Genomic DNA, 24,298 nt, shown 5'->3' on the forward strand with positions numbered 1-24,298 from the left:
ATCACAACCTCATGCCGGGCCGGGATGGCGGCCCGTTCGTCGGGGGGATGCGGGCGGAGTCGTCGTGCTCGGGTGCTCGTTGTGATGTCAGGGCGTTCGTCTCGGGGCGTGCCTCGTCCAGCGCGGCGCGGGCGACCAGTCCGCGCAGCCTGCCGGAGATCATGGCGACGGCCTGCGCGTGCCCGCGCACGGCCTTCTCCCGCGAGGTGTACTGCCCGATGTCGGCGTGCATCGCGAGGTCGGAGACGATCGTCTGCCACAGCAGCGGCCGTCCGTTCGCCGCGATTCCGAGGTCGACCACGGTGAACCAGGTCGAGACGACCACGACGACGGCGCCGACGCGGATGACGTCCTGCGCGAGCAGGCGTCCCCGCACGTCCAGCAGCAGCCGCTGGGCCTCCTCGGCCGTGGCGGGTCGCCCGTCCGACCGGTAGTAGCCGACGGACGGGTGGTCAGCGGGCGCGTATTCGGGCATGGCACTTCCATTCGCCTAACCGGGGTCTGCGAAGGGGGTGCTCAGTGCCCGGGATGCTCGTCCCGCGGCCAGGCCCTCACCTCGCACCAGACCGACTTCCCGGACGGGGTGTGCTCGGTGCCGTGCCGGTCGGCCATGACCGCCACCAGGAACCAGCCGCGTCCCGTCTGCTCCATGAGGTCGACCTGGCGCGGCCGGGGGACCCCGGTGCCCTGGTCGTGGACCTCGATGCGGAGCCGGGTGCCGGCGCGCAGCAACCGCACGCGCAGCGCGGAGCCGGTCGCGTGCCGGACGGCGTTGGTCACCAGTTCGGAGATCAGGACCTCGGCGTCGTCGCGGAGGTGCGCGATGCCCGACTTGGCGGTGACGGACCGGCTGAACCGGCGCGCCCGGGGGACCGACTCCCGTTCGGCGGGGAGCATCAGCTCGTCCAGCAGCATCGGGGGCGGTTCGTGGATCGTCGGCAGGCCGTGCGGTGGGGCCGAGGTGGCCAGGTCGTCGGGAAGCGCGCCGTTGGGAAGTGCGCCGTTGGGTCGTGGGTCGTCGGAGAGTGGGCTGCTGGGGATCGGGCTGCTAGGGAGTTCGATGGTGTGGTGTTCGCTTGACACGGAGAACGCCTCCTTGACTAAGGCGTGTCGCCCGGGTCCGGCCCCGCGGGGATGCGAGGCCGGGGCGGGCGTGGGGGGTCGGCGCGGGTGGCGCCGTGTTCGAGGGGGACGCGAGCCGCACGATGCCGGTCATGACGGCTCGCCCCCCTCGGCCTGGGTGCCCGCCCGGGTGCGCAGCAGCCGGGCGGTGCTGGTGAACCACTCGTAGTTCTCCTGCTCGAAGCGGCGGCCCCGCAGGCAGGTGAGGTACGGGCCGAGCGGCGACCCGGTGCGCAGGAACGCCTCCTCGTCCAGGTCGCCGCGCAGGTGCTTCAGGGTGCGTTCGAAGACCTCGATCTTGGCGGCGGCCGCGACCGCCCTGTCCTCGAGCTGCGCGATGACGGAGTCGGCGGAGATGTGGTCGACGGCCTGGACCATCACGAGCAGGTTCTCCCGGATGATCCCCGGTTTGGCCGGGGTGACGGCGAACCGCTCGAGCTCGTCGACGCCGGCCTCGGTGACCGTGTACACCCGCTTGTTGGGGCGGTCGTGCTGGATGATCTGCCGTCCGCGGATCAGGCCCTCCGTCTCCAACCTCGACAGCTCCGAGTAGAGCTGCTGCGGTACGGCATGCCAGAAGTTGGAGACCGACAAATCGAAGATCTTGGCAAGCTGGTAGCCGCTGTACTCGCCGTCGAGCAGCGCCGCCAGCACCGCGTGACGTAGCGCCATCGGCCTTCTCTCCCCGCCTTGACTCAGGGTTGCAGCCGACGTTAGCAGACAAAGACATGATTAGTCATGCTTTTGACTAGGATTGGTTATGGGCAATTTTTCGATCTTCGTAATTGCAGGTCGGAACGTTCATGCGGGCGCCCGCCGGAGATCGGCGACGCCCGGTTCGAGATCGTCGCCGAGTGCGGTGATCTCCCCGTTGAGGAACGCCTCCCGGGTCAGCCGGCGCTGCATCTTCCCGCTCGTCGTGCGGCGCACCGAGCCGCGCGCGGCGAGCACGACGCTCACCGCGGGCAGCTCGAACGCCCTCGCCACGCGGGCCTTGATGAGGGACGCCAGCTCGTCCAGGGGCGTGCCGGCGGCGGCCCTGGTGCTGATCTCCTGGACGATGACCACGTGCTCCCGGCCGTCGTCCCTCCCGCCGCCCACATCGACGTCGATGGCCGTGTCGATGCCGAAGGCGGCGCCGATCAACGCGGCCGGATGGGCCGCGCGGGCCGCCTCCTCGATGTCGTGGGCGTGGATATTCCGGCCGTTCACGATGATCAGGTCCTTGATCCTTCCGGTGACGAAGAGTTCGCCGTCCGCGCGGAATCCAAGATCACCGGTTCGCAGATATGGCCCTTCGTTCGCGATCGTGCGCGCGCCGAATATCGTGCGGCTCTCTTCAGGGCTGCCCCAGTAGCCCTTCGCGACGCTGCCGCCGCGCACCCAGATCTCGCCGACGCCGCCCTCCGGGCGCTCGGCGCGCGTCTCCGGGTCGACGATCCGCACGTCCAGCGTGACGGGGCGCCCGCTGCTCACCAGCCGGCGCGTGCCGTCCGGCCGTGTCCCGTCCGGCCGTGTCCCGTCCGGCCGTGTCCCGTCGGGCTGGTTCCCGTCGGGCTGTGTCCCGTCGGGGCTCGTGCCGTCCGGTCCCGTGCCGCCGGGTGCCGCACCGTCCGGCCGGGGGCGCGGGACGGCCGCGTCCTTGGTGAGGGCCTCGGTGTCGAAGTCGCGGATCACCGGGCCGCCGCCGCGCGGCGCGCCGGTGATGAGCAGCGTCGTCTCCGCCATCCCGTAGCAGGGCATCCACATCTCGGGCCGGAACCCGACCGGGCCGAACCGCTCGGCGAGCGCCTCCAGCGTCGACGCCCGGACGGGTTCGGCGCCGTTCTTCACGACCGTCAGCGACGACAGGTCCAGGCCGTCCAGCTGCCGGTCGGTGACGCGGCGCAACGCCAGCTCGTAGCCGAAGTTCGGGGCGACGGTGATCGTGCCCCGGTAGCGGGTGATCAACTCCAGCCACAGCACGGGACGCTTGATGAACGTGATCGGCGAGGTGAACACGTACCGGCAGCCGAGGTAGAGCGGCTGGAGGAACTGCCCGACCAGGCCCATGTCGTGGTAGTGCGGGACCCAGCCGACGCCGACGGTGTCGGGCGAGCCCTCGATCCGGCGTTTGATCTCCTCGCCGTTGTTCAGCAGGTTGCCGTGGGTGACCATCACGCCCTTCGGGTCGCTGGTCGAGCCCGAGGTGTACTGGAGGAAGGCGAGGGTGCCGGGGCCGAACGCGGGCGGCCTCCAGTCCCCCGGGTCGGCGTCCTTGCCGATCTGGGTGTCGAGGCAGTGGACGCGGCTGCGCAGGCCGGCGGCCTTCAGCCACGCGTCGAGGGTGCCCCGGTGCGCGGTGTCGGTGAGGATCAGCGCGATGTCGGCGTCCTCGATGATGCGGCGGGTGCGCCCGAACCGTCCCGCGTCCAGGTCGGGCAGCGGCGCCGGGACGGCGATGACCCGCGCGTACAGGCAGGCGAAGAACGCCGTGATGAACTCCAGGCCCTCCGGATACAGCAGCAGGACGGCCCTGTCGCGGAGCCCGCGCGCCTCCAGGCGGCGGGCCAGCACCCGGGCCCTGCGGTCGAGTTCGGCGAAACCGAGCACGTTCTCCTTGTACTTACGTCCCGGTTCCTCGCTGATGAAGGTGAACGAGCGATCGTCACCGTAGGTCTGGATGTTGTCCCTGATGAGCGACACGAAATCCGCGTACACGGGATATCACTCGTCCTCGGCCAGCGACAGCAGCGAGAACCAGCGCCGCTCGTCGAAGCTGCGGAACATCGCGTCCTCCAGCGCCGGGAGGAACTCCTCCGACAGGACGGCGTCGGGCTGTGCACGCTGGAGCAGCCGTTGCAGGCACAGGACGAGCCACTGGCCGTCCGCGAAAGGCCCGCCGAACGCGTGGCGGTTGTGCAGCCACGTCAGCATGCACGAGACCATCGCGTGCAGCTCGCAGTACCGCTTGGCTCGCGCCAGAGCGGCCACCGACGAGATGTCGCCCTCACTGGCCCTGATGCCGTCGTCCACCTTGGCGCGCAGCCCGCCGATGCTGGACACGAGGTCCTTCAGCTCGGCCGCGACGCCAGGGGCCGCGTGCGCGTTGGCCGCCGCCAGCACCTGTTCGGCGATCTCCTCGAACCGCTGCCCGACCTCGTCCCGTCCCTCGTTGGTGAGCTGGAGCAGCCGGCCGTCCGGCTCCCATGCGGGAGGGGTCCGCGTCCAGCAGAACAGGTCGGCGAGCAGTTCGTCCTCGTGGCCGGTCTCGTCCGGAGGGTCGATCAGGTACGGGAGCTGGCCGGCGACGTTCGCGAGGTTCACGTGCGTGGTCCCCTCGAAGATGCTCGCGATCGCGTGGTCGCGCTGGAGCTTCTGGAACACGCCGTGCGCGACGCCCTCGCGCAGGTAGCCGCGTGCGGCGAGGACGGTCCCGATGCTCGCCACGACCTCCTCGCCCAGCACGGGGACGAAGTACTTCACGATCGACGACCACAGGCTGAGCCGTCCCGGCGCGACCGTCAGGCAGCGCGTCACCGGGATCGCGACGCACTCGGCGACCAGCAGGTCCAGATGCGCCTTGAGCAGATGGTCGCGGATGACCGGGATCTTGTAGATGTCCGACCCGTACAGGGTGCGCTGCCGCGAGTACTCCATCCCGATGCGCACGACCGCGTCCATCGTCCCGACCGACAGCGCCGCGATCGCCGTCCGGGTGATCTGCAGCGTCTTCAGCGTCTGGACGAGCCCGGACCCGCGCCGCCCGATCACCCGGTCGGCCGGCACCCGCGCCCCGGAGAACGCGACGCCGGACAGGTCGTGGCCGCGCAGCCCCACCGTCCGGACGGGCGGCAGCGTCGACCAGGTCTCCGGGTCTAGTTCATCCTTGTCGACCAGGATGAGCGAGAAATCACGCGGGCCGGTCTTGGCATAGGTGGTCACGAACCGTCCGCGGGTGGCGTTGCCGACCGGCCACTTCACGCCCGTCAGCACCAGCTCGTCGCCCTGCAGGTCGGCCTCCGACTCCGACGCCATCACGTCGCTGCCGTGGTCGGCCTCCGAGACGCCGAAGCAGGCAAGGCTGCCGTGCAGCACCCCGTCCGCGACCGTCCGGCGCTGCCACTCGTTCCCCCACAGCCACACCGGGTTCACCGCCAGTAGCCCCGACCCGTACATCACCGCGACGGTGACGCTGCGGCGCGAGATGCCGCGGGTCACGAAGAACAGCTCCTCCAGCGTCGTCAGCCGGCCGCCGAGCGGGCACGGGACCAGGTACTTCGGGAAGCCCCACGCCCGGACGGCGTCCACCGCGCCCGGCGGGAGCTCGTCGCGCTCCTCGGCCTCCACGATCGCCTTGTAGGAGAACGGCCCGGCCTCGTCGTCCATCGGGTCGCCGAGATAGCCGTCCAGGTCGGCGGCGATCGCGTGCGCCGGGGACAGCCCCGGGACCACTCTTCTCGCAGGTGTCGGACTCGCAGGTGCCGGACTCGCGGGCGCCGGACCCGCGGGTGCGGGTTCCGCGAGCGCCGGGGCCGCGAGTGCGGGTTTCACGGGGTGTGCGGGGACCTTACTGTCCATCTTTCGTTCCACTCCCTTTTCCTCGGTCGGCTCCCAAATGGCTGCCCGGCCCGGCCGCGCCCGGTGAGCGCCGCCCTATGACCGGGCCGTGCCGGACGGGCCCCCCGATCCCTCCGCTCCCCCCGAGTCCTCCGCTCCCCCCGATCCCTCCGCCTGCCCCGCGCCCGCGGCCTCCTCCATCCGCCTCCCGACCACCCGGGCGAGCGTCATCGCCGCCGGCAGCGGGCGGACCATGACCGTCAGGCCGGTGACGAGGCCCGTGCCGCCGAAGCTGAGCAGGTCCAGCCCCTGGACGGCCTTGCCCATCACCCGGGCGTCGAAGATCAGCGCCTGGGTGGGCGGACCGGCCCCGTTCGGGACGCGGCTCACCAGGTCGTCGGTGTAGCGGAAGTCCTCGAAGACCTCGAACAGCACCGCGAGCAGCGCGGTGACGGTGTCGAGGCCGATATAGGGCTTCACCATCACCGGGCTGCGGAACTCGATGCCCGGGTCGAGGGCGCGGGTGACGGCGGCGAGGTCCTTGGCCTCCACCGCCGATCGGAACGTTCCGGGAACCGTCATCCGAGCCTGCTCCCTTCGCTCGCCGTATGACGTGTCTCATTCAGTTGGGTGCTGCCGGTCCGGGCCCGTCAGCCCGGCGCCGCGAGTCTCGGCACGGCCGCCGCACGGGCGAGGTCCTGGGCCCAGGCCCGGTAGCCGGCGGGCGACGGGTGGAATCCGTCGGAGGCGAACAGCCCGCGATCGCGGGCCATGGCCTCGTCCATGGGAGCGTGGACCGCCCCGCCCGCCCTGGCCGCCTCCCGCATGATCCGGTCCATGGTCCGCGCCCGGACGCCGAGCACGTACCGGAGCGGCTGCGGGATCGCCGGGAACCGGTGCACCGGCGGCATGCCGGCCACCAGCACGGTCGCCTGCCCGTACCGGCTGCGCAGGACGCCGACCAGCTCGGCCATGTCGGCCGCCCAGCGGCGCAGCGGCCGCCGCCGGATCAGGTCGTTGATCCCCACCGTGACGACCACGAGGTCCGGCGCGGAGCCGTCCGCCGGCGGGACGACCCCGCCGGTGATCCGGCGGGCCGTCGCGCCGTTCTCACCGGAGACCGACCACGCGACGCTGCGCCGCAGGCGCTCGCGCAGCGCCTCGGCGAGGAAGCCCGGCAGCGCCTCCGCGTGCCGGGACGCGCCGACCCCGACCGCGGTGGACTCCCCGATCACGACGACGCGGAACGTGGGGCCCGCACCGGGGTCCGCGCCCTCCAGGAAGCCGTGCTCGTCACCGCCAGCGGGGTCGAGCCGCGGTGTCCGGCGCACCGTCCGCCAGGCCTGGACAGCCAGCACGGGAGCCAGCGGAATCAGCATCACCGACTGGGGAACCCGCGCGAACGCCAATGGTCTCTTCATCTGTTTCCCACACTGCTGGATCGGCCCCCGAGGCTCAGCTCACCCGCTCCCCGAGCAGGTTTCCCGCTATCTGGGCGATCACCTCCGCGACATATGCGTGCCCTCTCGGGTTCAGGTGGATTCCGTCGGGACTCCACATCTCGGGGTCAGCGACTTTCGCGACCGTCTCCCGTTCGGGGAACGCCATTCCGAAGTCGCGGGTGGCGCGGGCGAGCTCCTCGTTGAAGTCATGAATGCGCTGGACGGTCCGTTTCTTGCGGAACTGCGACATCGGGGAGAGGTCCAGCAGCGGGGGACGCGGCACCGGGATCGCCACGGCCACCGCGCCGCGCTCGCGGGCCCAGCCGAACAGCTCGTCCAGCCGCCGGGCCGCGGCGTCCCGCTCGAAGCCGCGCAGCGCGTCGTTCATGCCGCAGCCGAGCACCACGAGGGCGGGCCGCAGCTGCCGGACGGCCGGCAGCTGGTCGCGGACCACGTCCTCGATCGTCGCGCCCGGATCGGAGACGTTGAGCCGCAGTTCACGAGGAATGCCCAGGTGAGCGGCCAGCCGTCCGGCCCAGCCGAGCCACCCGCCGGCGGGGTCCGGGTCGTCCTGCCCCTCGGCCACGCTGTCTCCGAGGACCACCATCACGGGCCCGTCCTCGGGCCGGCCGCCCATCACGCGACGAGTTCGAGCAGGTAGTCGGTGAGCGCGGTGACCGTCTCCCGGCGCCGGGCCTCGGCCACGTCGACCTCGACCTGGAGGTGGTCCTCGATGTCGCTGATGATGCTGATGGCGTAGACCGAGTCCACTCCGTAGCGGGCGAGTTCGACCGACGGGTCGATGTTTTCAACGGGCCTGTCGAGGTAGAAGGCGATCCTGTCAAGAAGCCACGATTGCAGCTCGGCGTGGGAAATTGTTTCCGGTCTGGTCACCACACTCCTCCTTATGGCAGAGGATCGTCAATTCAATCGTGATAGCCATCGGGTCACGAGCAACACGCAAGATACAACCAAAAAGCTTGATGTGTCCCCGATCCGGATGTGAACGATCGGACACGGCCATGTCTCTGTTTCGTAAATTATGTCAGCCAGCTGGTAAAAACGGCGCTTTGTTACTGACCGGTAACCCCCTCCGTTAAGGGGCCCAGCCGATAATGATCGAAGAACGCCGTCCCCGCGCGTCCCAGCGGTCCGCTTCTCCCCCGCGCGGCGCACCACGACACGCCACCTGCGTCGTTCCCCAGCGACCGCGAGGCGGCGGACCGGCGGCCGGCCGCCGGCGGACCGGCACGTTCCACGGGGATTTCGGACAACCGCCCGGAGCCCCCGGGCAGGGGCGGGTTGCAGACGCCTTGCCCCAGGGACAGGGTGACCTTTCCCCGTCGTGTCAGTCCTCAGACCGTCTGGTCAGAGGCACAGTCCGGTCAAAAGGCACAGTCCGGTCAGAGGTAGGGGCCGGTCAGAGACACGGGCCGGTCAGCCGGGATGCGACCGGGCCCGGCTCGCTCGCCCGCGCGATCCGGTCCCGGGCCGCGAGCACGTGCCGCGACCGCCAGCGGTGCGCCGCGAGCCGCTGGAACTTCGCGAGGTGCGCGGCGGCCGGGCGCCGCCCACCGGTCAGCTCGTAGCCGTGGTGGCGCAGCCGGTCGGCGAGGACGTGCTCGACCAGATCCGCCTCCGCGTCCCCCATGCGCTCCCGCCATGCCCCGACCTGCCGGGTGTTGGGCGCCTCGTGCGTGCGGAGATGCCACCTGCGCTCGGTCGGCACCGTCCGGCGGGCGTGCCGGTAGGCCTTGGTCATCTCGGCGTCGTACTCCTCGCCGAGGAACGCGCACAGCTTCGCGAGCGCGTCCTCCGGCTCGGCGACGAGGTCCTCGTAGCGGCACTCGTAGAAGGTGTCCGGGCCGAGGCGGGCGCTGAGGCGGCGGCCGGTGTCCACCGCCTCCCGCCAGGTCAGCGCCGCGGCGTGGAGATCGCCCTTGAACCAGGGCATCCGCATCAGCGAGCTGACCGCGTCCCGGCCGTCGCGGACGAGATGGACGAACTGCGCGTCCGGGAACATCCGCTGGAGCGCCGGGACCCGCCGGAAGTAGCTCGGCCGCTTGTCACCCCACCGCGGCTTGCCGTGCTGCCGCGCGTAGGAGCGGAACACGGCCGCGAGCGCCGACCCGAGCGTCGGCGGCCCGTCCACGATCTCCTCGATGACGCCGGCCGCGTCCAGTTCGAGGACGTGGAACTTGGTGTCCCCGCCGCCGGTGATCCATTCGGCGAGCGCCCGACGGTTATCCACTTGCTCCAGATCGCCGAAGTCGTGCCGCTTCTCGTAGGCCACATGCACGAACCGCGTCTCGGACGGAAACGCGATCCGCCGATGCGAATGCAGCATCTGCTGAAGCAGCGTCGTCCCGGATCGCGGGCATCCGAGAACGAATATCGGCCGGTGGCACTCCGTTGTCATGCCCGGCGAAGATACCCATGCCTCCTGGGCCCAAGCTCCAGCGAACCTCAACACATCCTGAACGTCCGGCCGCCCCCGGGGAGATCATTACGCTAGTGATGAATGAGCAGGTCAGCGTCTTGTTCCGGACGGTCCTCCGGTTACGGACTTCCCTTCGAGCGAGAAATAAGCCAAAGAAACCACCGGTGTGCCGGGAACCTGGGCGCACGCCTTCCCCGATAGCTGAGCACGACCCCGCTAAGCGAATCTCCGCCATTACCAGGACGCCGTCTTCGGCCGTCCGGCCCTCAATGACGTCTTGATGCGGAAGCATGCATTTCCATGGGTGAATTCATCGACGCCGCCTTCGATTTCCCACAAACTCTCCACGACAGAAAGAGCCCTCCGCCGCGGCTGACCGGACGCCCTCCCAGCGGCGGCTCTTCTTCGGGTAGGTCCGCCTGCGCTCCGCCCGACGCGCCCCCCACCCACCCAGCACCGTCACCGCGTCCCCCAGGCCCCCGCGCCTCGGGCGAGCCGATACCCCGTGGCCGGGAATCGATTTCCGTGGTTCGCTTGGGCTTGACGGTCAGTCGCGTGAGATCCGGCACGAATGAGATGGACGCGGCATGGGGCAGTTGTGGAATCGCGATGAGATCATCGGCGGGCTTGCTTCGCTGGCGGAGAGCGGCCCGCTACCGCGCGACGGTTATGAGTTGCGGCCGCCGTTGCGGCCGGAGGCCGTTCTCGCCGTCGAACGAGGGCACGGGATCCGCTTGCCCGAGTCGTATCGAAGCTTCGTCCTGGAGGTCGGTGACGGCGGGGCCGGTCCGCACCACGGTCTATGGTCGCTTCATCGTGCCGCCGGCTCGGCAGGCGTCGGTCCGCCCTACGGGCCCGGGTATCTGGCCACACCGTTCCCCTACACCCGTCGCGTCACCACGAAGGCGCTGGACGACGAGATCGGCGCCCGTCACATGGACTACGACGATCTGCTGACCGGCTCCATGATCATCGCCGAAATCGGCGGCGGGGCCTTCATGCGGCTGGTCGTGACGGGGCCGGCCGCCGGGCAGGTGTGGCGTGAGGAGTTGCCGTTCGACGGCGGCGCTCTCACCCCCGGCCCCGATTTCGGTGACTGGTACCTGCGCTGGCTGCGGCGGGTCGGCGCCGTCGACGCGGCCCCCGGCGGACGCAGGAGGCTCATCGGTTGGCACTCGCCCTCGTTGGAGTGGCGCGGTCCAGGTTCCGAGCAGGGCCGGTAGCCGCCCTCGCGACTCGCGCGTGTCTCCCCGCGGGCGCGTAGTCCGCCTCCGGCGAAAGGCGCGCCCGGCGGGTCCGGGCGCGCCTTCCGGTAACGGGGTTCGACCCCTGCGATCAGGCGGAGTGGACGCGGGCGTCGGCTTCGATCGCCTCGCGAAGGTGGTTCTCGGCGTCCTTGCTGAGCGAGGTCTGGAGGATCTCGCCCCCGTACTGAGTGATCTGCGGGATGACCTTGTCGGGGGTCACCCGGGTGACCAGGAGGAACAGGGCGGCGCCGCCGGGCTGGAGTTTCGTGCCGAGGTCGCGCATGAACGAGTCGTCCACGCCGACGTCGCTCATCGAGCCGCCCGCGGCGCCGGCCGCGGCGCCGACGGCCATGCCGACGAGCGGGGCGAAGAAGAGCATGCCGAGGAGGCCGCCCCAGACGCTGCCCCAGGCGGCGCCCCGGCCGGTGGTGCTGTGGATCTGGTGGAGCTTGATCTTGCCGTCCTGGCGCTTCTCGACGACGGCGGCGTCCGCGAGCTGGATGATGTTCTGGCGTTGCATGTCGATGAGCCGGTCGCGGACCTCGACGGCCCGGTCGACGTCGGGATAGGCGATGGCGATGAGATCGCTCATTCTTGTGTCCCCCCATGAATGTGGCGCGTGGCGCCTGAGCGTTATCCGAATTGCCCTGCCCGCCCGGCGGCAATCGCCGAAACGAAGAGTTGCCCGCTGCGAGGGCGGAGCTTTACCGCCCGCCCGGGGGTCAGCAGATCCTGGGGAGCGGGTCGCCTACCAGCAGGTCGACTATCCGGGTGCCGCCAAAAGCGGTCTTCAGCAGGACGGTGCCGGGCGGGTCGTCCTTCACGCGGCCGATGACCGCGGATTCCGCGCCCAGCGGATGGGATCGCAGTGATGCCAGGGCCGCTTCCGACGCTTCGGGCGCGACCACCACTACCGCTCGGCCTTCGCATGCGACGTACATCGGGTCTATGCCGAGGAGTTCGCACGCGCCCCGGACGGCCGGACGGACGGGAATGGCGTCCTCTTCCACCACCACGGCCGCGCCCGCGTCGGCCGCGAGTTCGTTGAGGACGGTCGCCACACCGCCGCGGGTCGCGTCGCGCATGCGGCGGACGGCACCCGGGCAGGAGCACATCAGGTCGGCGAGCAGGCAGTTGAGCGGCGCGGTGTCGGAGACGAGGTCCGCCTCGATGTCGAGTTCGCCGCGCGCCAGCATGATGGTGACGCCGTGCTCGCCGATCGGTCCGGTCACCAGAACGGCGTCGCCGGGACGGACCTCCCCGGTGGGCGGGGACTGGACGACGCCCACACCGGCGGTGTTGATGTAGCAGCCGTCGGCCTTCCCGCGTTCGACGACCTTGGTGTCCCCCGTGACGATGTCCACGCCGGCGGCGTCGGCCGCGCGCTGCATGGATTCGGTGATGCGGCGCAGGTCGGCGACCGGGAAGCCCTCTTCGAGGATGAAGCCGGCGGAGAGGTGCAACGGGATCGCGCCCGAGACGGCCAGGTCGTTGACCGTGCCGTTGACCGCCAGGTCGCCGATGTCCCCGCCGGGGAAGAAGAGGGGGGACACGACATAGGAATCGGTCGTGAAAGCCAGATCGGCGCCGTTGACCGTGAAGCGGGCAGAGTCGTCCAGGCGGTCCAGGAGCGGGTTGCCGAAGGCTTCCCGGAAGACCGCCTCGATCAGTGTGTGGGTGGCCTTGCCGCCGGAGCCGTGCGCCAGTGTGATGGCGTCCTCGCGCAGGCGGGCCTTGCGGTTCCGCGCCCGCGAGATGCGTTCGAGGACCTGCTCCTCGCGAATGGTCATCGGGTCGCCTCCTTGACGCGCTCCCTGGTGAAGCGGCCGAAGTTGTAGTACGCGGCGCAGGCCCCTTCGGACGACACCATGCACGTTCCGATCGGCGTCTCCGGGGTGCAGGCCGTCCCGAAGACCTTGCATTCCCACGGTTTCAGGACGCCCTTGAGGACCTCCCCGCACTGGCACGCCTTCGGATCGGCGACCCGTCCGCCCGGGATCTCGAAGATGCGCTCCGCGTCGAAGGCGGCGTATTCGTCCCTCATGCGGAGCGCGGAGTGCGAGATGAACCCGAGCCCGCGCCATTCGAAATAGGGGCGCAGTTCCATCGTGCGCGCGATGACCTCCAGCGCCTTCGGGTTCCCCTCCCACGGGACGACCCGGCCGTACTGGTTCTCGACCTCCGAGCGCCCCGAGGCGAGCTGGGCCAGCAGCATGTGCACGGACTGCAGCAGGTCGAGCGGCTCGAACCCGGCGACGACCAGCGGCTTGCCGTAGTCGTCGGTGATGAACGAGTACGGGCCGCAGCCGATGACGGTCGAGACGTGGCCGGGGCCGAGGAAGCCGTCCAGCCGCAGGTCCGGCGAGTCCAGGATGGCCTTGATCGCCGGGAGGATCGTCACGTGGTTGCAGAAGACGGAGAAGTTCTCGACGCCGGCCGCCGCGGCGCGCAGCACCGTCATGGCCGTGGACGGCGCGGTCGTCTCGAACCCGATCCCCATGAACACGACCCGGCGGGACGGGTTCCGCTCGGCGATCTTCAGGGCGTCGAGCGGCGAGTACACCATCCGGATGTCGGCGCCGGCCGCCTTCGCGTCGAAGAACGAGCCGCTGCCCCCGGGCACGCGCATCATGTCGCCGAACGTCGCGAGGATGACGTCCGGCTTGGACGCGATGTGGATCGCGTCGTCCACCCGTCCCATCGGTATCACGCACACAGGGCAGCCCGGCCCGTGGACGAGCGAGACGCCCTCCGGCAGGTAGTCCTCAAGGCCGTGCTTGTAGATGGTGTGCGTGTGGCCCCCGCACACCTCCATGAACTTGTAGTGGCGGCCGGGCTCGCACATGGACGCGATCGACGCCGCGAGCGCCCGCGCCCGCTCCGCGTCCCGGTACTCGTCGACGAAGCGCATCAGTCGATCCTCGATTCCCGCAGCGCGTCGATCTCGTCGTCGTAGGCGTCGCCGATGCCCTGGAGCAGGTTCAGCGTGGCCTTCGCCTCCGCCTCGTCGATCTTGGACATGGCGAAGCCGACATGGATGAGGACCCAGTCGCCGGCGGCGAGCGGCTCCCCGTCGAGCAGGCCGATGTTGACGGCCCGGCGGACGCCGGTGACGTCGACCTTCGCGATCGGCCGGTCCGCCATGATCTCCACGATCTCGCCCGGTATCGCCAGGCACATCAGAAGGCCCCCCGTCCCAGTTCGACGCGCCCCGGTTCGGGCTGCGTCAGCTCCCGCTGCGTCAGCTCCCAGAGGGCGTGGTAGATCGTCGTCTGCGCCTCCTGGATCCGGTGCACGGACGACGACGGCACCACGAACAGGTGGTGCAGGCCGGGCGTCTCCGCCATCTGCCCCCCGGTGTACCCGGCGATCCCGACCGCCGTCATCCCGCGCCGCGACGCCTCGCGCAGCGCAGCGATCAGGTTGTCGGAGTTCCCGCTCGTCGAGAGGGCGAGCGCGATGTCCCCCGGACGCCCGAACGCGGCGAGCTGCCGGGCGAACACCACCTCGAAGCCGATGTCGTTCGACAGCGCCGTGACGACGGCGGCATCGTTGGTCAGGGCCACCGCGGGCAGCGGCTTCGCCGCACCGCCCGGATTGACGAACAGCGCGGCGACGTCCTGCGCGTCCGTCGAGCTGCCGCCGTTGCCGAACGCGAACAGCCGTCCCCCGCCGCGGAACGCGTCCGCCATCCGCACGGCGCACGCGGCGAGCTCCTCCCCGTACTCCTCCAGGACGGTCTCGCGCAGCCGGACGATGTCGTTCGCCTTGTCTACCGTCGAGCGCCGGACGTCCTCCATGAGGGTGTCCAGCCCCGAACCGCCCGCGTACAGGAACGGATAGAGCATCTCGGTCACGTCACCACCCCGATCGCCTCCCCGGCGTGGACGAGCACGGTGTCGCCGGCGCCCGCGTCCACCAGGGCCACGCTGACCCGCTCGACGCGCCCGTCCCCGGTGTCGACGTCGGCGAGACCGCCGTCGAGCAGCCGCAGCACGACGACCGGGACCGCCTCGTCCGAGCAGGTCACGCAGTGGTCGCCCGTGCACTCCGTCACGCGACCACCTCCTGGCCGAGCACGCCCGGCTGCTCCAGGAACACGTGGACCAGCTCCCAGAGCACGTGGTACGCCGTGACGTGCACTTCTTTGATGACGCGCGGGTCGCCGGACGGCACGGTGACCAGGTGGTCGACCGCCCCGGTGAGCGCCCCGCCGTCGCCGCCCGCGAGCGCGACCGTGAGCATGCCGAGGCCGCGGGCGGTCTCCAGGCCGCGCAGGACGCTGCCGCACCGCCCGTCCGGCGAGATCCCGAACGCGATGTCGTCCGGGCCGCCGAAGCAGCGGACCTGGTGCGCGAAGACGTCGTCGAACCCCGCGCCCGCGCAGATCCCGGTGAGGGTCGCGACGTCGCCGGTGAGCGACAGCGCGGGCAGCGCCCGCTTCCCCACGATCACCGGGTGGACGAACTCGACCGCGACATGCTGGGCGTCCGTGGCGGCGGCGCCGTTGCCGAACGTGAACAGCCGCCCGCCGCGGTGGAAGCGCCCCGCCATCGCGTGGCACGCGGCGGCGATCACATCGGCGTCGCCCGCGAGCGCAGCCGCCGGCTCGGCGCGCCGCCGGAAGACCTCGGTGACCGTGCCGCTCACCGGTCGCCCCCCGGCGGCGGCGGGACGTCCCGGACGCCGTGCTGCCGGAGCGACATGTCGACGGCGAGGTCCCACCGGTCCGACAGCTCCCGCGACATCAGCTGCGCGTCGTCGCACATCGCCGCCGCGATCCGCGCCGTCTCGGCGTCCCCGGCGCGCTCGGCGACGCGGCGCAGCATCTCGCCCGCCGCGATCTGCAGGTGGACGGCGACGTAGGCGTCCCGCATGTGCCGCCCGGCCGGGTCGCGGCGGCTGCGCCCCAGCCCGGCCTCCAGCACGGCCGCGAACAGCTGCCCCGCGTCCCGGATGATGGACGGGGACGAGCGGTGCGCGTGCAGCCGCGCCTCGATCTCCCTCGTGTGCGCCCGGGTCCGCTCCGCGTAGTGGCCGAGCGGCCGGCAGATGTCCGGTTCGTCCGCGGCGGTGGTCAGCAGTTCGCTCAGCGCCGCCTCCACGTGCTCCTGGAGCGCGTGAGCGTCCTTCAGGTAGCCGACGAGCTGCCGGTCGATCGTCGTCATGGCCGGTGTCCGATCACAGGTCAGCGGCGCCATCACATGGTTTCGGACTTGATGTACCTGCGGATCGCCGGCGCCTCCCGGACGACCATGGCGAGCACGGCGAGCGCGAACAGCGCGATCATCAGCCGGATCACGCCCGGGCCGATGTGGATTCCCTTCCTCAATGCCACGACTCCTCCCCTCTGTGTGGTCTGACCCTCTGTGCGTTCTGACCTTCGGTGCGTTCTGACCTTCGGTGCGTTCTAGGCGAGTTCCTTCGCGAGCAGCCGCTCGATCAGCGAGACGGCCTCCCCGACCGCCGCGCCGACCACCGGGCTGAGCTCCATCTCCCAGGTGGCGTCGCCGGTCCGGGCCGACGGCTCGCACGCGACCAGCAGGATCCGCGGCGGGACCGGGCCGTTGTCGCGGGCGAGCCGCAGCACCTGCGCCGGGTCGAGCCCGTGCGCGTCGATCACGGCGCCGCCGAAGTCGCCGGAGTCCGGGTCCGGCTCGATGAGCGACACGGTGCCGGGCGCCTCCCCGCGGGCCGACGCGTCGACCAGGATCACCGTCCGGTAGCCGTCTCCGAGCGCGTACATGAGGTCGATGCCCCGGATGCCGAAATCGGTGACGTCCACGCCGTCCGGTATCCGCCGCTCCTCCAGCCGCCGGACGACCTCCACCCCGAACCCGTCGTCGCCGTGGAACACGTTCCCGATCCCGGCGACGAGGACCTTGCGGGACGGCCCGTCCTGCGGCAGCGGCTCCACCTCGTCCAGCCCGACGAAGAACCGGTGGCCGAGCTGGTTGCGGGCGCCGAGGTCCCGGCCGGGGTCGTCGTCGACCGCGACGACCAGGTGGAGGCCGCCCTCCATGTCCTCTTCGATCCGCTCGACGGTGGCCGTGCGGCCGATGAGGGCGAGGTCGAAGATGTCCGCGCCGCCCCGGAGCCGCAGCCGGACCCGGCTGCCCGCGGTCAGCTCCCGCCCGCCGACGAGCGCCCGCGCGTTCACCACACGTCCCGCCTCGGGTCGCGCATGGCGCCGTGCAGCGCGAGCAGTTCGTCGGACGAGAGCGCGCCGCACCGCTCCAGGATCTGCCGCGCCTTCGGGTCGGTCGCCGCCATCTCCCGCTGCTCGTCCTCGGTGAGGCTGAGTACGCTGAGGATCAGCAGCCGGTCGATCTCCGTCCCGTCGAACAGGTCGCCGGGGCTCTCCGGCGCGACCTGCGGCCAGTCGTAGAGGACGATCGGCGCGGCGAGGACGGTGTCGTGGTCGCCCGGCCTCCCCGCGAGCACCGGCCACAGCCCGTCGCTCGCGCACTGCGCGACCGCGTCCGCCAGCCGTTCCGGCGGGTCGGTGGAGGAGACGAACGCACCGCCGCCGGTGCGCGCGACGACGTGCGCGCAGAGCATCCCGGCCCGGACGGCGTCCTCATGCTCCTCCGCCTCCCCGGCGTTGACGACCTCGACCCGGAGCCGCACGGCCCCGTCCCCGGCCGGGACGGCCGAGACCTCGACCCACCCGGCCACCCGCTCCCACGTCCGGACGAACCGGGCCCCATCCCCGATCCCCTCGGCCTCGCTGCCAGGCGGCACTGACACCGGGATCCGGACGGCGTTGCCCAGGAGGCGTTTCACCGAGAGGCGGCCGCTGGTCATCTCGCGTTCGCGGGCCTCCTGCCAGGTCGTGAACGTCTCATCGCCCCGACGGAGTTCGTCCACGGGGGTGTCGCCGTCCATGACCTGGCGCTGCACCGCATGCAGGAAACGCAGCGTGACCTCGACGGTCGCCTTGGGCGCGGTCTCCAGGAGGAAGTCGGCGTGCATCGTCCAGTGGTCGTCGTTCCGTTCGGCGTAGCGGCGCGGGTAGACGCCGCCGATCGTCCACCGCCGCCGGTTCTTCAGCGCCGACCGCCGGTACGGCCACAGCAGGTACCCCTCGTAGAGGACCGCGTCGGCGATCGCCCTCACCCGGTCCACTCTTCCTCCTCCTCGCGTGCCGCCTCGGCCCGGCGCAGCAGCTCGTCGACCGTCTCGTCGAACGAGGAGTGCGCGCGGCGCGCCCGGTAGGCGGCCAGCCGGCCGAAGCACGCGTCGTCCAGGCGGAGCCAGCGGGCGGCGCCGTAGTAGCGGTCCATCAGGTCCCGCCACGCCTGGACGGGCAGCACGCCGGTCGCCTCGTGGTGCCACGGGATCTGCCCGGTGCGCAACCGCCCGTCCTCCCCGGGATAGAAGACCGTCCCGTTGAAGGTGAGGTCGAGCGGGACGTCGCCGCCGCCGAGCGCGTGCAGGTAGCGGTCGGCCGCCACCTGCATGTCGTGCCCGCACGGCAGGGACAGCGTCACCTCCGTCCCGCCGCGGAACGTCGGCACGGTCGCCCCGACGCGCGCCCAGGTCAGGCCGCGCAGCGACCTGTCCCACATGTCCGGCGTGCCGAACACCCCGGCGAGCCGGTCGCGTTCGGCCTCGTCGTAGTCGCGGCGCGCCGCCGCGATCGTCACCGTCGTGGTGAGCAGGACGCACTGGACGGGCCCGCCGTCCAGGCGCTTCAGCCCGATCCGCAGGTTCAGCGTCGGCGTCGCCGCGAAGGTCTCGGCCTCGATCCCGAGCAGGTCGAGGCCGAGCTCCGGCGCGCCCTTCGCGCCCGCCTCCCGCGGCGGACCGGCCCCGCGCACCTCCCGGTCCGCTTCGCTCATGCCCGTCTCCCGCACGCGAACGGCCCCCCGCTCCGCTTCGCTCATGCCTGTCTCTTGCGAGGGGACGACCCCCCGCACCCCCCGCTTCGCTTCGCTCATGCCTGTCTCCTGCGGGGGGACGACCCCCCGCACCCCCCGCTCCACTTCGCTCATGGCGGTGACAGATTCGGCATCGAGTCGAGGATCGGATCCCGGTGCGACGCGTTGATCCCGGTGGAGCGGCGCTGGGTCGACCCGCCGTCCGGCCGGTGCCCCGGCTGCCTCTCGTAGTTCCCCGTGCTGTTGCCCTCGTGGACGCCCCGGGTGTGCGACGGCTTGTCGGGCTTCACGTCGGGTTTGCCTAGCTTGATCATTTCTCCCCCTGCAGCTCCTCGAAGAACCTGCCGATATGGGCCCAGACGGCGTCGCCGCCGGTGAAGCCCGTCCAGTGCTCCCGCAGCAGGGCGGTGAGCCGGTAGCAGTCGTCGACCGGGAGGATCCAGTGCTCGGCCGCGCCCCGCGCCCGGTGGACGACCAGCGCCTCCACGTCCGGACGCAGCTCCGCCAGCACGGGGTTGGCCTCGGTCAGGCGCCGCCAGCTGGCGGCGTGCACGGACGCGTGCAGCGCGCCCGCCGGGCTCGGGTAGCGGGCGGTCACCTCGCCCGATCCGGTCACCGAGAAGAACGCCAGGTCGACCGGGACGCCGAGGGCGGCCCACAGCGGGCCGTCCAGGCGGAAGCCGGTCAGCTCGCGGCGCTCGTCCGGGACGAGCCGGTAGTGCCGCCCGCCCGCCGCGTTGTCGCTGAACAGGACGGCGCACGCCGCGCACGCGCACAGCGGGTCGCCGCTGCCGGTGTCGAGCAGGTGCCGGTGGACGTCCGCGAGCGGCTCGGCGCACAGCTCGCACCGCTCGACGGGCGGGGCCGGCGGCGGCGACTCCCGGCGGGCCAGCGCCGCCAGCCGGGGCGTGAACGGCCCGGCCGTCACACCCGGCTCCGCAGCTGGTCGAGCGTGATCAGCACCGGCTCGGGGGCGGGCGCCGCGACCTCGACGCGGTCCAGTTCCGGCGCCGCGGCGCGGGCGGCCTGCTCGACCGCGTCCAGCACCGGGCGGGGCGGCGCGGCGCGGCCGTCGGCGGCGGCCGTCAGCCGCAGCGTCCCGTCCTCGATGCCGGCGAACTCCACGGACGTGCGGTGCTTGCCGAGGAACCCCTCCAGCGCGCCGAGCGCCCGCCGCACCCGCGTTTCCGGTGTTTCCGGGTGCAGGCCGTGCATGAGCAGCAGGTGCCGGATCAGCTCGTCCCCGGTCAGCGCCGAGGTGTCGGCCGAGAGCCGCACGACCCGGTCGAGGGCCTCTCCGTACAGCTCCACAAGCGCCTGGACGACGTCGCCGGCCGCCGGGTCGAGCCGTTCCAGCAGCCCCTCAAGGTGCTGGACGTGCTCGCGTACGCGCTCGTCGTCCCAGCTCATCAGTGTTCACCGGGATTTCCCTGCGCGCCGAACATCGGCGAGTGCCGCTTCTCGATCGTGCGGCCGTTGCCGACGTACATGTGGACGCCGCACGGCAGGCACGGGTCGAAGCTGCGGACGGTCCGCATGATGTCGATGCCCTTGAAGTCGTCCGGTCCGTTCTCCTCGAAGATCGGCTGTCCCTGCACCGCGTCCTCGTAGGGGCCGGGCGTGCCGTAGGAGTCGCGCGGGCTCGCGTTCCACGGCGTCGGCGGGTACGGCTGGTAGTTCGCGATCTTGTGGTCGCGGATGACGAGGTGGTGCGAGAGCACGCCCCGGACGGCCTCGTGGAACCCGACGCCGATCGCCTCTTCGGGGACCTCGAAGTCGGTGAACACCTTCGTCCGCCCGGCCCGGACCTCGTCGAGGGCCTTCTCGGCGAAGAACAGCGCCATCCCGGCCGCGTAGGCGATGAAGTACACGCGGGCCCGGTCGCGTTCGATGGTGTTGGCGTACTGCGGCGGCGTCCACTCCAGGTTGACCTCCGGCATGCCGGGCGTCTTCGGCAGGTCGATCTGCACGCTGCGCCCGGTGGACCGGACGTACGGCGTGTCCACCTCGCCGGCCAGCGCGGTCGCCCACAGCCGGGCGAGCGGCCCGCCGCCGGTGTCGAGCGCGAGATGCTCGCCGGTCTCGGGGTGCTTCCAGCGCGGGCTCATCACCCAGCTGTACTTGCCGCCGTCGAGGTCGCGCTTCTGCGGGTTCGGCAGCGTCGTCTGGTTCCACGGGTGCCGCTGGTCGACGGGGTTGCCGAGCGGGTCCTGCTTGACGAACGTCTCCTCGTTGGCCCAGTCGTCGTAGTAGGAGCTGCCGAGCAGGATCCGCATGCCGAGGTTGATGTCGACGAGGTCGGTGGTGACGAGCCGGCCGTCCACCACGACGCCGGGCGTGACGTACGCGGCCCGGCCCCATTCGGACATGTGCCGGTAGTCGTAGTCGACGACCTCCGGGTTCTGGAACGCGCCCCAGCAGCCGAGCAGCGTCCGGCGCCGGCCGACCTGGTCGTAACCGGGCAGCGCCTCGAGGAAGAAGTCGAAGATGTCGTCGTTCATCGCGACGGCCCGCTTGACGAAGTCGAGGCAGCGCGTCAGCCGGACGAGGTAGTCGGTGAACACCTGCGGCGTCGCGACCGTCCCCACACCGCCCGGGTACAGCGTGGACGGGTGGACGTGCCGCCCCTCCATCAGGCAGATCATCTCGCGGGTGATGCGGCTCATCTGCAGAGCCTCTTTGTAGACCGAGCCCTCGAACGGGTTGAACGCCGTCATGATGTCGGCGATCGTCTTGAAGCCGTGGACGGATCCGCGCGGCGCCTCGGTGGTCTTCGCCGTCGCCAGCAGGCTCGGGTTCGTCTCGGCGACCATCCGCTCGCAGAAGTCGACGAACACGAGGTTGTCCTGGAACAGCGTGTGGTCGAACATGAACTCGGCGGCCTCGCCGAGGTTGATGATGTAGTCGGCGAGCGGCGGCGGTTTGATCCCGTACGCCATGTTCTGCGCGTAGACCGAGCAGGTCGCGTGGTTGTCTCCGCAGATGCCGCAGATGCGGCTGGTGATGAAGTGCGCGTCGCGCGGGTCCTTGCCCTTCATGAACACGCTGTAACCGCGGAAGATGGACGAGGTGCTCTTGCACTCGGCCACCTGCCGGTTCGCAAAGTCGATCTTGGTGTAGATGCCGAGGTTGCCGACGATCCGGGTGATCGGGTCGAACGCGACCTCGACGAGACCGCCCTTGGTGGCGGTCATGTCGTTTCTCGTCTTCGTGCCCTGCTTCATTGACGCGGCCTTTCGGTGACGGGACTCCCGGTCAGTTGTGCGGCCAGCGGGGCTGGTAGCCGCTGGTGAGCCTCTCCCGGTTGTGGCGCCACTTCGGTTCCCTGTTGGCGCCCCTGTTGGTGATCGACCGCATCGTGCGGATGAACGGCCCGTAGGACTTCAGCAGCGTCGTGGACAGGCTCGCTCCGGGCGGCTCGTCCATGAACGGCATGAACTTGTCCGGGAACCCGGGCATCGTGCAGCCGATGCAGATTCCGCCGACGTTGGGGCAGCCGCCGACGCCGTCCATCCAGCCGCGCTTGGTGACGTTGCAGTTCACCACCGGGCCCCAGCAGCCGATCTTCACCTGGCATTTCGGCGAGTTGTAGTCGAACGCGAAGTCGGCCTGCTCGTAGTACGCGGCCCGGTCGCAGCCCTCGTGGACGGTCTTGCCGAACAGCCACGTCGGGCGGAGCTTGTCGTCCAGCGGGATCACCGGCGCCTGCCCGACCGCCTGGTGCAGCACCCACAGCAGGGTCTCCATGAAGTTGTCCGGCTGGACGGGGCAGCCCGGCACGTTGACGATCGGCAGGCCCCCGGCGGAGCGGAAGTCCCAGCCGAGGTAGTCGGCGAGGCCCATGCAGCCGGTCGGGTTGCCCGCCATCGCGTGGATGCCGCCGTAGGTCGCGCAGGTGCCCGCGGCGACGACCGCCCAGGCCTTCGGCGCGAGCCGGTCGATCCACTCGTTCAGCGTGATCGGCTCGCCGGTCTCGGGGTCGTTGCCCATCGACGTCCAGTAGCCGTCCCCGTTGATGTTCTCGTTCGGGATCGACCCCTCGACGACGAAGATGAACGGGTCGAGTTCGCCGCGCGCCGCCTGCCGGAACGCCTCCATGAACTCGTCGCCGTTCTCGTAGGCGAGCACCTTGTTGTGCAGGTGGACCTTCGGCAGGCCCGGTATCGCGCCGAGGACGACGTCCTCGATGCTCGGCAGCGAGGCCGCGGTCACCGAGATCGTGTCCCCGTCGCAGCTCATTCCCTCAGAGGTCCACAGAATGTGGATCTCCTCCGTCAGCGGCTCCGTCGCGGCGACGCTCACCATCCGATTCCCTCCCCGGGCCGGCAGAGATCATTACCAATTCGGCCTGCCCTTGCGGATGGGCCTGAAACACCGCCCGAAAACCCCTTAAAGCAGGTTCCCCGATTCGGTAAACGCAGCGTTTGAGCAGGGAAGATCAGGGGCACCGCAACAGCGCCCGGGCAACGGAAACGGGCCGCGGAGCGGACGGGGGAAGCGTGCACGAATTGACCGTCACGGAGAGCGTCATAGCGGCGATTTCCGCACAATTGCCCGATTCGCGGGTGGCCGTCGTCCACCTCGAAATTGGCAGACTTTCCGGAGTCATGCCGGACGCGGTGCGATTCTGCTTCGAGCTCGCCGGGGAGGGGACCTGCGTGGCGGGCGCCCGGCTCGACATCACCGAGCCCGAGGGGGTGGGCGACTGCGCGAGCTGCGGGACGAGCTTCCCGGCGCGCGAGCCGCTCGCCCTGTGCCCCTGCGGCAGCGCCGACGTGACGATCAGCGGCGGCACGGACCTGACGATCAGAGCGGTGGAGGTCGCCGACGATGTGTGAGACCTGCGGCTGCGACACCGGCGGTGCGCGCCTGACCACGCTGCCGGCACCCGATCACGGGCACGGGCATGGGCTCGGGCATGGGCACGGGCACGGCCGTACCGTGCCCCTCGGCCAGAAGGTGCTGGCGCTCAACGACGACCTGGCCGCGCGGAACCGGGCCTGGCTGGCCGAGCGCGGCGTCCTCGCGCTCAACGTGATGAGCTCGCCCGGCTCGGGCAAGACGACGCTGCTGGAGCGCACCGTCGCCGACCTCGGCGCCGGGCATCCGATCTCGGTGATCGAGGGCGATCAGGAGACGCTGCTCGACGCGCGCCGCCTCGCCGCCGCCGGGGCCCGGACCGTCCAGGTCAACACGGGCGCCGGCTGCCACCTCGACGCGACGATGGTGGCGGAGGCGCTGACCGCGCTGGCGCCCCCGGACGGCTCGACGGTGTTCATCGAGAACGTCGGCAACCTCGTCTGCCCCGCGCTGTTCGACCTCGGCGAGCGGGCCCGCGTCGTGCTGATGTCGGTCACCGAGGGCGCCGACAAGCCGCTGAAGTACCCGCACATGTTCCGCGGCGCGGACGTCCTGCTGCTCAACAAGGTCGACCTGCTGCCGCACGTCGACTTCGACATGGACGCCTGCCGGGACGCGGCGCGCCGCCTCTGCCCGGGGTTGGAGGTCCTCCCCGTCTCCGCCACCCGGGGCGACGGCCTGCCCGCCTGGTACGACTGGCTGGCCGCCGCCTAGCGCGGTCGCTACCCCGTTGACTTGCGGCGTGTTGTTGCTTCCGACGCGCTC

General features: G+C 71.0%; 30 protein-coding genes. 3 read left to right on the forward strand and 27 right to left on the reverse strand.

Features of this window, described 5'->3' with window-relative positions; translation table 11 throughout:
* Nucleotide 1: 1 nt before the first annotated feature.
* From SM418_RS03130 to SM418_RS03175, 10 genes are all read right to left on the reverse strand, one after another.
* A complete protein-coding gene (locus SM418_RS03130; RefSeq protein WP_371938406.1) occupies nt 2–475 on the reverse strand; it encodes a hypothetical protein in 474 nt (157 codons plus the stop codon).
* Nucleotides 476–516: 41 nt separating this feature from the next.
* Nucleotides 517–1,083 (reverse strand): ATP-binding protein, encoded by a 567-nt coding sequence (locus tag SM418_RS03135; RefSeq protein ID WP_371938405.1) that lies wholly within the window; start codon nt 1,081–1,083, stop codon nt 517–519.
* A 129-nt stretch (nt 1,084–1,212) separates the two neighbouring features.
* Complete coding sequence (locus SM418_RS03140) at nt 1,213–1,794, reverse strand: PadR family transcriptional regulator (protein WP_371938404.1); 582 nt, start codon at nt 1,792–1,794, stop codon at nt 1,213–1,215.
* A 129-nt stretch (nt 1,795–1,923) separates the two neighbouring features.
* Nucleotides 1,924–3,807 (reverse strand): fatty acyl-AMP ligase, encoded by a 1,884-nt coding sequence (locus SM418_RS03145; RefSeq protein WP_371938403.1) that lies wholly within the window; start codon nt 3,805–3,807, stop codon nt 1,924–1,926.
* Nucleotides 3,808–3,828: 21 nt separating this feature from the next.
* Nucleotides 3,829–5,556 (reverse strand): acyl-CoA dehydrogenase family protein, encoded by a 1,728-nt coding sequence (locus tag SM418_RS03150; RefSeq protein ID WP_371938402.1) that lies wholly within the window; start codon nt 5,554–5,556, stop codon nt 3,829–3,831.
* A 201-nt stretch (nt 5,557–5,757) separates the two neighbouring features.
* Nucleotides 5,758–6,243 (reverse strand): nuclear transport factor 2-like protein, encoded by a 486-nt coding sequence (locus SM418_RS03155; protein ID WP_371938401.1) that lies wholly within the window; start codon nt 6,241–6,243, stop codon nt 5,758–5,760.
* Nucleotides 6,244–6,311: 68 nt separating this feature from the next.
* A complete protein-coding gene (locus tag SM418_RS03160; protein ID WP_371938400.1) occupies nt 6,312–7,019 on the reverse strand; it encodes an SGNH/GDSL hydrolase family protein in 708 nt (235 codons plus the stop codon).
* A gap of 97 nt (nt 7,020–7,116) precedes the next feature.
* A complete protein-coding gene (locus SM418_RS03165) occupies nt 7,117–7,710 on the reverse strand; it encodes an SGNH/GDSL hydrolase family protein (protein ID WP_371938998.1) in 594 nt (197 codons plus the stop codon).
* 29 nt (nt 7,711–7,739) lie between these two features.
* Nucleotides 7,740–7,997, reverse strand: coding sequence for an acyl carrier protein (locus SM418_RS03170; RefSeq protein WP_371938399.1), 258 nt, complete (start codon nt 7,995–7,997; stop codon nt 7,740–7,742).
* Between the two features lie 526 nt (nt 7,998–8,523).
* Complete coding sequence (locus SM418_RS03175) at nt 8,524–9,522, reverse strand: sulfotransferase family protein (RefSeq protein ID WP_371938398.1); 999 nt, start codon at nt 9,520–9,522, stop codon at nt 8,524–8,526.
* A 608-nt stretch (nt 9,523–10,130) separates the two neighbouring features.
* On the opposite strand from SM418_RS03175, the gene SM418_RS03180 reads away from it, so the two are divergent.
* A complete protein-coding gene (locus tag SM418_RS03180) occupies nt 10,131–10,766 on the forward strand; it encodes an SMI1/KNR4 family protein (protein WP_371938397.1) in 636 nt (211 codons plus the stop codon).
* Between the two features lie 112 nt (nt 10,767–10,878).
* Here the strand turns inward: SM418_RS03180 and SM418_RS03185 are convergent, their stop codons facing one another.
* From SM418_RS03185 to SM418_RS03265, 17 genes are all read right to left on the reverse strand, one after another.
* Nucleotides 10,879–11,382: a DUF1269 domain-containing protein gene (locus tag SM418_RS03185; protein WP_371938396.1), complete on the reverse strand. Its 504-nt coding sequence runs from the start codon at nt 11,380–11,382 to the stop codon at nt 10,879–10,881.
* A gap of 130 nt (nt 11,383–11,512) precedes the next feature.
* Nucleotides 11,513–12,580, reverse strand: coding sequence for a hydrogenase expression/formation protein HypE (gene hypE, locus SM418_RS03190; RefSeq protein ID WP_371938395.1), 1,068 nt, complete (start codon nt 12,578–12,580; stop codon nt 11,513–11,515).
* Entirely contained in the window at nt 12,577–13,701 is a 1,125-nt protein-coding gene (gene hypD, locus SM418_RS03195; protein WP_371938394.1) for a hydrogenase formation protein HypD, read from the reverse strand. Before hypD ends, hypE begins: the two co-directional genes overlap by 4 nt.
* Nucleotides 13,701–13,970 carry a HypC/HybG/HupF family hydrogenase formation chaperone gene (locus tag SM418_RS03200; RefSeq protein ID WP_371938393.1) on the reverse strand — a complete coding sequence of 90 codons (270 nt, stop codon included), beginning with the start codon at nt 13,968–13,970 and terminating at the stop codon, nt 13,701–13,703. The genes hypD and SM418_RS03200 overlap by 1 nt, the downstream gene beginning before the upstream one ends.
* Nucleotides 13,970–14,638: a D-sedoheptulose-7-phosphate isomerase gene (locus tag SM418_RS03205; RefSeq protein WP_371938997.1), complete on the reverse strand. Its 669-nt coding sequence runs from the start codon at nt 14,636–14,638 to the stop codon at nt 13,970–13,972. The genes SM418_RS03200 and SM418_RS03205 overlap by 1 nt, the downstream gene beginning before the upstream one ends.
* Before the next feature lie 5 nt (nt 14,639–14,643).
* Nucleotides 14,644–14,847 (reverse strand): HypC/HybG/HupF family hydrogenase formation chaperone, encoded by a 204-nt coding sequence (locus SM418_RS03210; RefSeq protein ID WP_371938392.1) that lies wholly within the window; start codon nt 14,845–14,847, stop codon nt 14,644–14,646.
* Complete coding sequence (locus tag SM418_RS03215; protein WP_371938391.1) at nt 14,844–15,440, reverse strand: D-sedoheptulose-7-phosphate isomerase; 597 nt, start codon at nt 15,438–15,440, stop codon at nt 14,844–14,846. Before SM418_RS03215 ends, SM418_RS03210 begins: the two co-directional genes overlap by 4 nt.
* A complete protein-coding gene (locus tag SM418_RS03220) occupies nt 15,437–15,958 on the reverse strand; it encodes a DUF892 family protein (RefSeq protein ID WP_371938390.1) in 522 nt (173 codons plus the stop codon). The genes SM418_RS03215 and SM418_RS03220 overlap by 4 nt, the downstream gene beginning before the upstream one ends.
* Before the next feature lie 32 nt (nt 15,959–15,990).
* Nucleotides 15,991–16,128: a hypothetical protein gene (locus SM418_RS03225; protein ID WP_371938389.1), complete on the reverse strand. Its 138-nt coding sequence runs from the start codon at nt 16,126–16,128 to the stop codon at nt 15,991–15,993.
* Between the two features lie 72 nt (nt 16,129–16,200).
* Entirely contained in the window at nt 16,201–16,950 is a 750-nt protein-coding gene (locus tag SM418_RS03230; protein WP_371938388.1) for a hydrogenase maturation protease, read from the reverse strand.
* Nucleotides 16,947–17,918: a hypothetical protein gene (locus SM418_RS03235; protein ID WP_371938387.1), complete on the reverse strand. Its 972-nt coding sequence runs from the start codon at nt 17,916–17,918 to the stop codon at nt 16,947–16,949. Before SM418_RS03235 ends, SM418_RS03230 begins: the two co-directional genes overlap by 4 nt.
* Nucleotides 17,906–18,634 carry a DUF6084 family protein gene (locus tag SM418_RS03240; protein ID WP_371938386.1) on the reverse strand — a complete coding sequence of 243 codons (729 nt, stop codon included), beginning with the start codon at nt 18,632–18,634 and terminating at the stop codon, nt 17,906–17,908. The genes SM418_RS03235 and SM418_RS03240 overlap by 13 nt, the downstream gene beginning before the upstream one ends.
* Nucleotides 18,635–18,783: 149 nt before the next feature.
* Nucleotides 18,784–18,987 (reverse strand): hypothetical protein, encoded by a 204-nt coding sequence (locus SM418_RS03245; protein ID WP_371938385.1) that lies wholly within the window; start codon nt 18,985–18,987, stop codon nt 18,784–18,786.
* On the reverse strand, nt 18,984–19,601 hold the full coding sequence (locus SM418_RS03250) for a DUF5947 family protein (RefSeq protein WP_371938384.1): 618 nt from the start codon (nt 19,599–19,601) through the stop codon (nt 18,984–18,986). Before SM418_RS03250 ends, SM418_RS03245 begins: the two co-directional genes overlap by 4 nt.
* Nucleotides 19,598–20,083 (reverse strand): NifU-related iron-sulfur-binding protein, encoded by a 486-nt coding sequence (locus tag SM418_RS03255; protein ID WP_371938383.1) that lies wholly within the window; start codon nt 20,081–20,083, stop codon nt 19,598–19,600. Before SM418_RS03255 ends, SM418_RS03250 begins: the two co-directional genes overlap by 4 nt.
* On the reverse strand, nt 20,083–21,867 hold the full coding sequence (locus SM418_RS03260; RefSeq protein ID WP_371938382.1) for a nickel-dependent hydrogenase large subunit: 1,785 nt from the start codon (nt 21,865–21,867) through the stop codon (nt 20,083–20,085). The genes SM418_RS03255 and SM418_RS03260 overlap by 1 nt, the downstream gene beginning before the upstream one ends.
* 61 nt (nt 21,868–21,928) lie before the next feature.
* Complete coding sequence (locus tag SM418_RS03265; protein WP_371938381.1) at nt 21,929–22,978, reverse strand: NADH-quinone oxidoreductase subunit B family protein; 1,050 nt, start codon at nt 22,976–22,978, stop codon at nt 21,929–21,931.
* A gap of 194 nt (nt 22,979–23,172) precedes the next feature.
* Here SM418_RS03265 and SM418_RS03270 point away from each other — a divergent pair, with 194 nt between their 5' ends.
* Nucleotides 23,173–23,511 (forward strand): hydrogenase maturation nickel metallochaperone HypA/HybF, encoded by a 339-nt coding sequence (locus SM418_RS03270; protein WP_371938380.1) that lies wholly within the window; start codon nt 23,173–23,175, stop codon nt 23,509–23,511.
* Entirely contained in the window at nt 23,504–24,247 is a 744-nt protein-coding gene (gene hypB, locus SM418_RS03275) for a hydrogenase nickel incorporation protein HypB (protein WP_371938379.1), read from the forward strand. Before SM418_RS03270 ends, hypB begins: the two co-directional genes overlap by 8 nt.
* Nucleotides 24,248–24,298: the final 51 nt, after the last annotated feature.

It is taken from the genome of Actinomadura chokoriensis (genome assembly GCF_041463665.1).
In the GTDB taxonomy this organism is placed as follows: Bacteria; Actinomycetota; Actinomycetes; order Streptosporangiales; family Streptosporangiaceae; genus Spirillospora; species Spirillospora chokoriensis_A.

Coding starts and splice junctions, on each gene's coding strand:
- SM418_RS03245 (WP_371938385.1), bottom strand. CDS start 18,987: ATGATCAAGCTAGGCAAACCCGACGTGAAGCCCGACAAGCCGTCGCAC.
- SM418_RS03255 (WP_371938383.1), bottom strand. CDS start 20,083: ATGAGCTGGGACGACGAGCGCGTACGCGAGCACGTCCAGCACCTTGAG.
- SM418_RS03140 (WP_371938404.1), bottom strand. CDS start 1,794: ATGGCGCTACGTCACGCGGTGCTGGCGGCGCTGCTCGACGGCGAGTAC.
- SM418_RS03205 (WP_371938997.1), bottom strand. CDS start 14,638: ATGCTCTATCCGTTCCTGTACGCGGGCGGTTCGGGGCTGGACACCCTC.
- SM418_RS03155 (WP_371938401.1), bottom strand. CDS start 6,243: ATGACGGTTCCCGGAACGTTCCGATCGGCGGTGGAGGCCAAGGACCTC.
- SM418_RS03220 (WP_371938390.1), bottom strand. CDS start 15,958: ATGACGACGATCGACCGGCAGCTCGTCGGCTACCTGAAGGACGCTCAC.
- SM418_RS03185 (WP_371938396.1), bottom strand. CDS start 11,382: ATGAGCGATCTCATCGCCATCGCCTATCCCGACGTCGACCGGGCCGTC.
- SM418_RS03165 (WP_371938998.1), bottom strand. CDS start 7,710: ATGGTGGTCCTCGGAGACAGCGTGGCCGAGGGGCAGGACGACCCGGAC.
- hypE (WP_371938395.1), bottom strand. CDS start 12,580: ATGACCATTCGCGAGGAGCAGGTCCTCGAACGCATCTCGCGGGCGCGG.
- SM418_RS03180 (WP_371938397.1), top strand. CDS start 10,131: ATGGGGCAGTTGTGGAATCGCGATGAGATCATCGGCGGGCTTGCTTCG.
- SM418_RS03240 (WP_371938386.1), bottom strand. CDS start 18,634: ATGAGCGAAGCGGACCGGGAGGTGCGCGGGGCCGGTCCGCCGCGGGAG.
- SM418_RS03260 (WP_371938382.1), bottom strand. CDS start 21,867: ATGACCGCCACCAAGGGCGGTCTCGTCGAGGTCGCGTTCGACCCGATC.
- SM418_RS03265 (WP_371938381.1), bottom strand. CDS start 22,978: ATGGTGAGCGTCGCCGCGACGGAGCCGCTGACGGAGGAGATCCACATT.
- hypB (WP_371938379.1), top strand. CDS start 23,504: ATGTGTGAGACCTGCGGCTGCGACACCGGCGGTGCGCGCCTGACCACG.
- SM418_RS03130 (WP_371938406.1), bottom strand. CDS start 475: ATGCCCGAATACGCGCCCGCTGACCACCCGTCCGTCGGCTACTACCGG.
- SM418_RS03175 (WP_371938398.1), bottom strand. CDS start 9,522: ATGACAACGGAGTGCCACCGGCCGATATTCGTTCTCGGATGCCCGCGA.
- hypD (WP_371938394.1), bottom strand. CDS start 13,701: ATGCGCTTCGTCGACGAGTACCGGGACGCGGAGCGGGCGCGGGCGCTC.
- SM418_RS03200 (WP_371938393.1), bottom strand. CDS start 13,970: ATGTGCCTGGCGATACCGGGCGAGATCGTGGAGATCATGGCGGACCGG.